The sequence below is a fragment of the Massilia sp. MS-15 genome (genome assembly GCF_020176695.1).
GTDB lineage: Bacteria > Pseudomonadota > Gammaproteobacteria > Burkholderiales > Burkholderiaceae_D > Telluria > Telluria hydrophila.
The window spans coordinates 115,224-124,265 of sequence record NZ_JAIWIA010000042.1; the positions used below are offsets into that span (position 1 = coordinate 115,224).

Below are 9,042 nucleotides of genomic sequence, written 5' to 3' on the forward strand. Positions count from 1 at the left end.
GGGCCGCTACTGGACAGCGCGGACGGCGCCCGGCGCAGTCGCCAGGCGCGTTTCACTGCTCAGTCGAGCAGGTTGTTCTTCATGGCGTAGTAGGTCAGGTCGCTGTTCGACTGCAGGCCCATCTTTTCCATGATGCGGGTGCGGTAGGTGGACACGGTCTTGATCGACAGCGACAGCGCATTGCCGATGTCGGACACGGTGGCGCCCTTGGCCAGGCGCAGGAAGACCTGGAATTCGCGGTCCGACAGCTCGGTATGCAGGGCCGTGTTCGGATCGCGGTCGAAGCTCTGGGCCAGCAGTTCGCCCACGGTCGAGCTCACATAGCGGCGGCCCTGGTAGACGGTGCGCACCGCGGTCTTGAGCTCGTCGGCTTCGCATTCCTTGTTCAGGTAGCCGTTGGCGCCCATCTTGAACAGGTTCAGCGCGTACTGCTGGGCCGGATAACCGGACAGGATCAGCACCGGCAGGTTCGGCTGGCCCTGGCGGATGGTACGCAGGATATCGATGCCGCTCTGGTCCGGCATTGCGATGTCGAGCAGGAGCACGTCGCAGATCTCGCGCCGGGCAATGTCGAGGGCTTCACGCCCGGTTGCGCCTTCGGCGACGACTTCGAATTCGCCGGACGACGAGAAAATCTGCTTGAATCCTGCTCGAACTATTTGGTGATCGTCACAAATGGCAACGCGTATCATTGTCTTCCCTTAAATTTTCCCTGTGAAGGAAAGTGCCAGGTCCGTCCACACGCCCCGGCTTGCATGCGTTGATTTCAGCATGACCGCAGGTGACATTCTATCACTATGGCGCAAGGCAGCAAGGCACACGCTTGCTGAGTTGAACACGGTCGGTGCACGAGCGGCCCGAAGCGCCGCGCACCCCCTGAAGCGGCTGGAAATAGCGGGCCGGCCGGCAGCCGCGCGCTGTTCAGACGACGCTGGTGCCCTGCCGCAGGAGTGCCAGGATACTCTCCAGCTCGGCCCGCACCATGGCAATGTCGACCGTCGGGACCGGTGGCGCCAGCTCGGCTTCCGGCACGGGGGCCAGCGCGTGGCCATGGCCATCGAGGCGGTTGCGCGCCCCGCTGATGGTGAAGCCCTGCTCGTAGAGCAGTTCGCGGATGCGGCGGATCAGCAGCACTTCGTGATGCTGGTAGTAGCGGCGGTTACCGCGCCGCTTGACCGGTTTAAGTTGAGTAAATTCCTGCTCCCAATAGCGCAGCACATGCGGCTTCACGCCGCACAGTTCGCTCACTTCGCCGATCGTGAAATAGCGTTTGGCCGGGATAGGCGGCAGCACCACGGGTTCAGGTTTGATCGCTCGTTCGCTCATCTAGCACTCAGGCAGCACGGGCCAGCGGATTATTGCCTGGAGGGTTGGTCTCCTCAACCATTCCCTTGAGCTTCTGGCTGGCATGGAAAGTCACGACGCGGCGCGCCGTGATCGGAATCTCTTCCCCGGTTTTGGGATTGCGGCCCGGCCGCTGCGGCTTGTCGCGCAACTGGAAGTTGCCGAAGCCCGACAGCTTGACGGCCTCGCCACGCTCGAGCGCGTTGCGGATCTCGTCGAAAAAGGTCTCGACCATGTCCTTGGCTTCGCGCTTGTTCAGGCCGACCTGCTCGAACAGCAGCTCGGCCAGCTCGGCCTTGGTCAGGGTCGGCAGCGCCTTCTCTGCTTCCTTCCGCACGCGCGCCACTTGCATCGCGCGATGCAGATCGGCCGCCAGTGCTTCCTGGAACACGGCCGAATCAACGTCGTTGTTATTAATTTTGAAGCCCACCCTTCAAGAAAACGATGTGTTGGAACGATGCGCAATGCTTCGCCGCGTACGGGAAAGCCGCATCATGCACGCAGCCTGGCGCCGACTTTTTCTTGTGCCGCGCGAGCCAGCGCCGCCATGATGGCATCCACCGCCTCGTCCTGCAGCGTCGATTGAGTATCTTGCAAGCCAAAGCGGAAAGCAAGGCTTTTTTCATCCGTCTCCAACCCCTTGCCGCGGTATTCATCAAACAAAACAACGGCTTGCACGATCTTGCCAGCAGGATTTACGGCGATTTCGGCATGGAAGGTATCCAGCACTTCCTGGGCCGGAACGCCCTGCTTCACCACCAGCGCCAGGTCGCGCGTGGCGCCCGGGAACTTCGAAATCTCGGCATACGCGGGCAGCTTGCGGCGGCGCGCGGCCTCGGCATCGACTTCGAACAGGACCGGGGCCTGCGCCAGGTCGTACTTCTGCAGCCAGCGCGGATGCAGCTCGCCGATGAAACCGATGCGGGCGCCATCGAGTTCGACGAAGGCGCTGCGGCCCGGATGCAGGGCCGGATGCTCGCCCTTCACGAAGCGCAGGGTGGCCGGGGCGAACAGGGCTTCCAGGTCGGCCTTGAGGTCGAAGAAGTCGACGGCGCGGCTTCTCTCGCCCCACTGCTCGTCGACCACCGGACCGTAGGCGATCGCGGCCACGCGCTTGGGCTGGTCGACACCGGCCACCGACAGCGGACCGTCCTGGGCTTGCGGATTGCGGCTGAACACGGCGCCGATCTCGAACACGCGCACGCGGCCGGCCTTGCGGTTGACGTTGTAGCGCACGTTGGCCAGCAGGCTGCCCACCAGGTTCGAGCGCATCACGCTCATCTGGCTGGCGATCGGGTTCTGCAGGCGGATCGGCTCGGTGTTGCCGGCGAAGTCCTGCTCCCACTGGGCTTCGACGAAACTCATGTTCACCGTTTCCTGGAAGCCCAGGTCGGCCAGCTGGTGGCGGATCGCGAACAGCGAGCGGGTGTCTTCCGGCGCGATCAGCATGCTGCTCGGCGCCACCGGCGGACGGGTCGGAATGTTCTCGAAGCCATAGACGCGCGCGACTTCCTCGATCAGGTCTTCCTCGATCTCGATGTCGAAACGGTAGGACGGCGAGGTCACCTGGAACACGCCGCCGTCAAAGGTGAACGGCAGGTGCAGGCGGGTGAAGATGTCGGCCACCACCTCGTCGGTCAGTGGCACACCGATGACCTTGGCGGCGCGTGCGGTGCGCATCGCGACCGGCTTCGGCTGCGGCAGGTTGACGCACTGGTCGTCGACCGGGCCGACGCGCGTGGCGGCGGTACCGCAGATCTCGACGATCAGCGCGGTGATGCGCTCGATGTGCTCGACCGTGGTCGCATAGTCCACGCCGCGTTCGAAGCGGTGCGCCGCGTCGGTCGAGAAATTGTACTTGCGGGCACGGCCCTGGATCGCGTTCGGCCACCAGAATGCGGCTTCCAGGTAGATGTCGGTGGTATCCAGGCTGACGGCGGTCGCGTCGCCACCCATGATGCCGGCCAGCGATTCGATCTCCCGCTCGTCGGCGATCACGCCGACCCACTCGTCGACGTCGACGGTATTGCCGTTCAGGAGCTTGAGGCTCTCACCCTTCCTGCCCCAGCGCACGTCCAGGCCGCCGTGGATCTTGGCCAGGTCGAACACGTGGGTGGGACGGCCGAGTTCCAGCATCACGTAGTTAGAGATGTCGACCAGGGCCGAGACCGAGCGCTGGCCGCTGCGCTCGAGGCGCTGCTTCATCCAGTCGGGGGTGGCGGCGCGCGCATCCAGGCCGCGGATCACGCGTCCCGAGAAGCGGCCGCACAGGTCTGGCGCCGAAATCCTGACCGGCAGCGTTTCGTCGGTGGTGACGGCCACCTGCTTGGTGGTCGGCAGGTGCAGCGCGGTGCCGGTCAGTGCCGACACTTCGCGCGCCACGCCCAGCACCGACAGGCAGTCCGCCTTGTTTGGGGTCAGCTTGATGGTGAACTTCAGGTCGTCCAGGCCGAGGTAGTCGCGAATGTCGGCGCCGACCGGCGCATCCGCCGGCAGCTCCATCAGGCCGCTGCTTTCCTCGCTGATCTTGAGTTCCTTGGCCGAGCACATCATGCCCTGCGACTCGACACCGCGGAGTTTGCCGACCTTGATCGCGAACGGCTTGCCATCGCCCCCCGGCGGCAGCACCGCGCCTGCCTTGGCGCAGATCGCCTTCATCCCGGCGCGCACGTTCGGCGCGCCGCAGACGATGTTGAGCAGAGTGCCGGTGCCCACGTCCACCTGGCAGACGTTCAGGCGGTCGGCATCCGGGTGCTTGGCGACTTCCTTCACCTCGGCCACCACCACGTTGGTGAACGGCGGCGCGACGGCTTCGACTTCCTCGACTTCCAGGCCGGACATCGTCAGCAGGTGCGACAGCTCATCCGAAGTCATCTTCGGATCGACCATCGAACGGAGCCAGTTTTCGGAGAATTGCATATTCTTTGCCTTCTTCTAAGGTCGAGGTATCAATTGAACTGCTTCAGGAAACGCAGGTCGCCTTCATAGAAGAGGCGCAGGTCGTTGATCCCATAACGCAGCATGGTCAGGCGCTCGAGGCCGGAGCCGAACGCGAAACCGATGAATTTTTCCGGGTCCAGGCCGAAGTTGCGCACCACGGTCGGGTGGACCTGGCCGGCGCCCGACACCTCGAGCCAGCGGCCCTTGAGCGGACCGGAGCCGAAGGCAATGTCGATCTCGGCCGAGGGTTCGGTGAACGGGAAGTAGGACGGACGGAAACGCACCTGCAGGTCGTCGGTCTCGAAGAAGGCCTTAACGAAGTTCAGGTACACGCCTTTCAGGTCGGCGAAGCTGATGTCCTCGCCGATCCACAGGCCTTCGACCTGGTGGAACATCGGCGAGTGGGTGGCGTCGCTGTCGACCCGGTAGGTGCGGCCCGGCGCGATCACCTTGATCGGCGGGGTGTGGGTGCGCGCGTAGCGCACCTGCATCGGGCTGGTGTGGGTGCGCAGCAGCAGCGGCTTGCCGGTGCTATCATTGCCTTCGATGTAGAAGGTGTCCTGCATCGAACGGGCCGGGTGGTTTTCCGGGCTGTTCAGGGCGGTGAAGTTGGTCCAGTCGGTTTCGATCTCGGGGCCATCGGCCACATCGAAGCCGATCGAGCGGAAGATCTGCTCGACGCGCTCCCAGGTGCGCATCACCGGGTGGATGCCGCCCTTGGCGCGGCCACGGCCCGGCAGGGTCACGTCGATCGCTTCCAGGTTCAGGCGCGCTTCCAGCTGGGCGTTGGCCAGGGCGTCGCGGCGGGCGGTCAAGGCCCCTTCGATTTTTTCCTTGGCGGCGTTGATCAGGGCGCCCTGCGCCTTGCGCTGCTCGGGGTCGAGCTTGCCCAGGCCCTTCATCAGGTCGGTGACTTGCCCGGTCTTGCCCAGGTACTTGGCTTTGGCGTTTTCGAGCGCGGCCGCATCGGGCGCGGCGGTGAAATCGGCCTGTGCAGCGGAGACGAGATCTTCCAGCGATTGCATCTTGTTCTTTTCCTGTTTGTCGGTGGCAGGAGCCACAATCAAAAACGGGGCACAGGTTCTGCAACCGTGCCCCGCTCTTTTTGCGCTCCCGTTGCCGGGAACGCTGGTCTTGCTAGCAGACTGACTATTAGGCAGCCAGCTTGGCCTTGGCGGCGGTGACAATCGCGGCGAATGCCGGCTTGTCATGCACTGCCATGTCGGCCAGGACTTTACGGTCCAGTTCAATCCCGGACTTCTTCAGGCCGTTCATGAAGGCGCTGTAGGTCATGCCGTGCGAACGCGAAGCCGCGTTGATACGGGTGATCCACAGTGCGCGGAAAACGCGCTTCTTGTTACGACGGTCGCGGTAGGCGTACTGGCCAGCGCGCATGACTGCTTGCTTGGCAATACGGAATACCTTGCTGCGACGGCCGCGGTAGCCTTTAGCAAGTTCAAGGACCTTCTTGTGACGGGCACGTGCAGTAACCCCACGTTTTACTCGAGGCATGGTAGCTCCCTTTGTAGTTGATTAGTGAGATTAAGCGGAAGGCATCATGCGGAGAACGCTCGTGACGTCCGACGCATTGATGTTACGGGTGCCGCGCAGTTGACGCTTGTTCTTGGTGGTCTTCTTGGTCAGGATGTGACGCTTGAACGCCATACCCGACTTGACGGTACCGCCCGGACGCACGCGAAAACGCTTCTTCGCGGAGCTTTTGGTTTTCATTTTTGGCATAGTATTCTGCCCTGTTACGGACAGCCTCTATACGACAGGATTGCAGGTGGCGGCAACGCCGCTCTTGGATGCCTGCTTTCACTTGTCTTGCAGCCGACGACACTACCTGCCGACTACAACCTGCTGGTTAAAAACAGGAACCGCAGATGATAGCACAGCTTTGGGCCGAATGCTCGCCAGCATCGACAGGTTTTACGGCGCGGCGGGCCCGGCGTCGCTGCCGGCGCATAAACGAACGCGGGCCGGGCCCGGTCCAGCACAAGCTGGAACCCGGACCCGGCCCGGCAATCTGACGGTGCGAAGAATTATTTCTTCTTCTTCGGTGCAACGATCATGATCATCTGGCGCCCCTCGAGCTTCGGGAACTGCTCGACCTGGCCCACTTCCTCGAGGTCGCCGCGCAGGCGTTCGAGCATGCGCATGCCGATGTCCTGGTGCGCCATCTCGCGGCCACGGAAACGCAGCGTGATCTTGGTCTTGTCGCCGTCCTCCAGGAACTTGATGAGGTTGCGCAGCTTGATGCTGTAGTCGCCCTCATCGGTACCGGGACGGAACTTGACTTCCTTGACCTGGATGATCTTCTGCTTCAGCTTGGCTTCGTGGGCCTTCTTCTGCTCCGAATACTTGAACTTGCCGTAGTCCATCAGACGGCACACCGGCGGGCTCGCATTCGGTGCGATTTCCACCAGGTCAACGTTCTTTTCCTCGGCCAGGCGGAAGGCTTCCGCCAGGCTCACGATGCCCAGCGGCTCGTTGTCCACGCCATTGAGGCGCATTTCCGGATAGGTGATCTCGCCGTTGATGCGATGCTGTTTGTCAGTAGCTATGTCTATTCCTTTGAAAGTATGATATTTGGCCGTCGATTATTTCGCCTTGGCAGCGATCTCGCCTACCAGGCGCTCCACGAGCGCGTCGATCGGCATGACGCCGAGGTCGACATTACCGCGGGCACGCACGGCCACCGTATTCGCTTCTCGTTCCTTGTCGCCAACTACCAGAATGTACGGCAGTTTTTGGACGGAATGTTCACGAATTTTATAAGTAATCTTCTCGTTCCGCAAATCAGCGTGAACGCGCACGCCCGCCGCGCGCAGCCTGGACTCGACTTCCTTCACATAATCCGCCTGCGCATCCGAGATATTCAGGACGGCCACCTGCACCGGCGCCAGCCACAGCGGCAGCGCGCCGGCATAGTTCTCGATCAGGATGCCGATGAAGCGCTCCATCGAGCCGACGATCGCGCGGTGCAGCATGACCGGCACCTTGCGGGTGTTGTCTTCCGCGACATATTCGGCGCCCAGGCGGCCCGGCATCGAGAAGTCGACCTGCATGGTGCCAACCTGCCATGGGCGGCCCAGGCTGTCCTTCAGGTGGTACTCGATCTTGGGGCCGTAGAAGGCACCCTCGCCCGGCAGCTCGGTCCATTCCACGCCGCAGCCGCGCAGGGCCGAACGCAGGGCTTCCTCGGCCTGGTCCCACACCTCGTCGGAACCGATGCGGTTTTCCGGACGCAGGGCGATCTTGACGTCGATGTTGTCGAAGCCGAAGTCCTCGTAGACCTTCATGGCCTGGGCGTGGAAGGCCACGACTTCCGGCGCAATCTGCTCTTCGGTGCAGAACACGTGGCCGTCATCCTGGGTGAAGCCGCGCACGCGCATCAGGCCATGCAGCGCGCCCGAGGACTCGTTGCGGTGGCACTGGCCGAACTCACCGTAGCGCAGCGGCAGGTCGCGGTAGGAACGCAGGCCGGCGTTGTAGATCTGCACGTGGCCCGGGCAGTTCATCGGCTTGAGGGCATAGGTGCGGCTCTCCGACTCGGTCGTGAACATGTTTTCACGATAGTTGTCCCAGTGGCCGGTCTTCTGCCACAGGGTGACGTCGATGATCTGCGGCGCCTTGACTTCGCTGTAGCCGGTGCTCTGGTAGGTCTTGCGCATGTACTGCTCGACCTGCTGCCAGATGGTCCAGCCCTTCGGATGCCAAAAGATCAGGCCCGGGGCCTCGTCCTGGAAGTGGAAGAAGTCCAGCTGCTTGCCGAGCTTCCTGTGGTCGCGCTTCTCGGCTTCTTCCAGCATGTGCAGGTACTGTTCCTGGTCTTCCTTCTTCGCCCAGGCGGTGCCGTACACGCGCTGCAGCATCTCGTTCTTCGAGTCGCCGCGCCAGTAGGCGCCGGCCAGCTTCATCAGCTTGAACACTTTCAGCTTGCCGGTCGAGGGCACGTGCGGGCCGCGGCACAGGTCGGTGAAACCGCCCTGCTCGTACAGCGACACATCCTCGTTCGCCGGGATCGAGGCGATGATCTCGGCCTTGTAGTCTTCGCCGATCGACTTGAAGTAGCTGACAGCTTCGTCGCGCGGCAGCACCTTGCGGGTGACCGGCTGGTCCTTCTTGGACAGTTCCTGCATTTTCTTTTCGATCGCCGCCAGGTCGTCCGGGGTGAACGGGCGCTTGTACGAGAAGTCGTAGTAGAAGCCGTTCTCGATGACCGGGCCGATGGTGACCTGCGCTTCCGGGAACAGCTCCTTGACCGCGTGCGCCAGCAGGTGGGCGGTCGAGTGGCGGATGACCTCCAGCCCATCGGGATCGCGGTCGGTGACGATCGCCAGGTCGGCGTCGGACTCGATCAGGAAGGAAGTGTCGACCACCTTGCCGTCGACCTTGCCGGCGAGCGCGGCCTTGGCCAGGCTCGGGGCAATGTTCTGGGCAACCTGGGCGACGGTGACGGGACCATCGAACTGACGGCTGGAGCCATCGGGAAGTCGAACGTTGAGCATACTGTTCTCCAATGTGGCGCCGCGCGCCGCTAAAAATTGAAACTGCCGGAAGACGAATTCTTTGGACGAAAAAAAACGCGCACCAGGCGCGTTTGTTTCAGTGTGTTGAGCAAAAGAACACCATACCGCGTCTAGCGATTCCCCCACAACCAAGTCGTAGTTCGCGGTGTCATAACCGTCGGTGCCTTTCTCGCTCTTACTGGGTATTGCTGAGTATTCTGGTGGGCGGTGCAGAATTCGAATC

Annotated in this window: 9 protein-coding genes; all 9 read right to left on the reverse strand. The window is 62.6% G+C overall.

Translation table 11 applies throughout. The features are described 5' to 3' along the window. Nucleotides 1-59: 59 nt before the first annotated feature. The 9 genes from LCI23_RS17125 to thrS all read right to left on the reverse strand — a co-directional run bounded on the left by LCI23_RS17125 (nucleotide 60) and on the right by thrS (nucleotide 8,798). Nucleotides 60-692 carry a response regulator transcription factor gene (locus LCI23_RS17125; RefSeq protein ID WP_027865355.1) on the reverse strand — a complete coding sequence of 211 codons (633 nt, stop codon included), beginning with the start codon at nucleotides 690-692 and terminating at the stop codon, nucleotides 60-62. A gap of 229 nt (nucleotides 693-921) precedes the next feature. Continuing rightward, nucleotides 922-1,326 (reverse strand): MerR family transcriptional regulator, encoded by a 405-nt coding sequence (locus LCI23_RS17130; RefSeq protein ID WP_224947661.1) that lies wholly within the window; start codon nucleotides 1,324-1,326, stop codon nucleotides 922-924. Nucleotides 1,327-1,333: 7 nt separating this feature from the next. After that, nucleotides 1,334-1,696: an integration host factor subunit alpha gene (locus LCI23_RS17135; protein ID WP_224947670.1), complete on the reverse strand. Its 363-nt coding sequence runs from the start codon at nucleotides 1,694-1,696 to the stop codon at nucleotides 1,334-1,336. A gap of 140 nt (nucleotides 1,697-1,836) precedes the next feature. Next, nucleotides 1,837-4,263: a phenylalanine--tRNA ligase subunit beta gene (pheT, locus tag LCI23_RS17140; protein WP_224947662.1), complete on the reverse strand. Its 2,427-nt coding sequence runs from the start codon at nucleotides 4,261-4,263 to the stop codon at nucleotides 1,837-1,839. 29 nt (nucleotides 4,264-4,292) lie between these two features. Then, nucleotides 4,293-5,309 carry a phenylalanine--tRNA ligase subunit alpha gene (gene pheS / locus LCI23_RS17145; protein ID WP_224947663.1) on the reverse strand — a complete coding sequence of 339 codons (1,017 nt, stop codon included), beginning with the start codon at nucleotides 5,307-5,309 and terminating at the stop codon, nucleotides 4,293-4,295. 127 nt (nucleotides 5,310-5,436) lie between these two features. After that, complete coding sequence (gene rplT / locus LCI23_RS17150; RefSeq protein ID WP_027865360.1) at nucleotides 5,437-5,796, reverse strand: 50S ribosomal protein L20; 360 nt, start codon at nucleotides 5,794-5,796, stop codon at nucleotides 5,437-5,439. Between the two features lie 30 nt (nucleotides 5,797-5,826). After that, nucleotides 5,827-6,024: a 50S ribosomal protein L35 gene (gene rpmI, locus LCI23_RS17155; RefSeq protein WP_057262756.1), complete on the reverse strand. Its 198-nt coding sequence runs from the start codon at nucleotides 6,022-6,024 to the stop codon at nucleotides 5,827-5,829. A gap of 305 nt (nucleotides 6,025-6,329) precedes the next feature. Continuing rightward, a complete protein-coding gene (gene infC / locus LCI23_RS17160; RefSeq protein ID WP_369598429.1) occupies nucleotides 6,330-6,857 on the reverse strand; it encodes a translation initiation factor IF-3 in 528 nt (175 codons plus the stop codon). Between the two features lie 30 nt (nucleotides 6,858-6,887). After that, nucleotides 6,888-8,798 carry a threonine--tRNA ligase gene (gene thrS / locus LCI23_RS17165; protein WP_224947664.1) on the reverse strand — a complete coding sequence of 637 codons (1,911 nt, stop codon included), beginning with the start codon at nucleotides 8,796-8,798 and terminating at the stop codon, nucleotides 6,888-6,890. Nucleotides 8,799-9,042 lie beyond the last annotated feature (244 nt).

What these genes read in the sequence shown, in the direction of transcription:
- LCI23_RS17125 (WP_027865355.1), bottom strand. Translation starts at nt 692, where the DNA reads ATGATACGCGTTGCCATTTGTGACGATCACCAAATAGTTCGAGCAGGA.
- LCI23_RS17130 (WP_224947661.1), bottom strand. Translation starts at nt 1,326, where the DNA reads ATGAGCGAACGAGCGATCAAACCTGAACCCGTGGTGCTGCCGCCTATC.
- LCI23_RS17135 (WP_224947670.1), bottom strand. Translation starts at nt 1,696, where the DNA reads ATGCAAGTGGCGCGCGTGCGGAAGGAAGCAGAGAAGGCGCTGCCGACC.
- pheT (WP_224947662.1), bottom strand. Translation starts at nt 4,263, where the DNA reads ATGCAATTCTCCGAAAACTGGCTCCGTTCGATGGTCGATCCGAAGATG.
- pheS (WP_224947663.1), bottom strand. Translation starts at nt 5,309, where the DNA reads ATGCAATCGCTGGAAGATCTCGTCTCCGCTGCACAGGCCGATTTCACC.
- rplT (WP_027865360.1), bottom strand. Translation starts at nt 5,796, where the DNA reads ATGCCTCGAGTAAAACGTGGGGTTACTGCACGTGCCCGTCACAAGAAG.
- rpmI (WP_057262756.1), bottom strand. Translation starts at nt 6,024, where the DNA reads ATGCCAAAAATGAAAACCAAAAGCTCCGCGAAGAAGCGTTTTCGCGTG.
- thrS (WP_224947664.1), bottom strand. Translation starts at nt 8,798, where the DNA reads ATGCTCAACGTTCGACTTCCCGATGGCTCCAGCCGTCAGTTCGATGGT.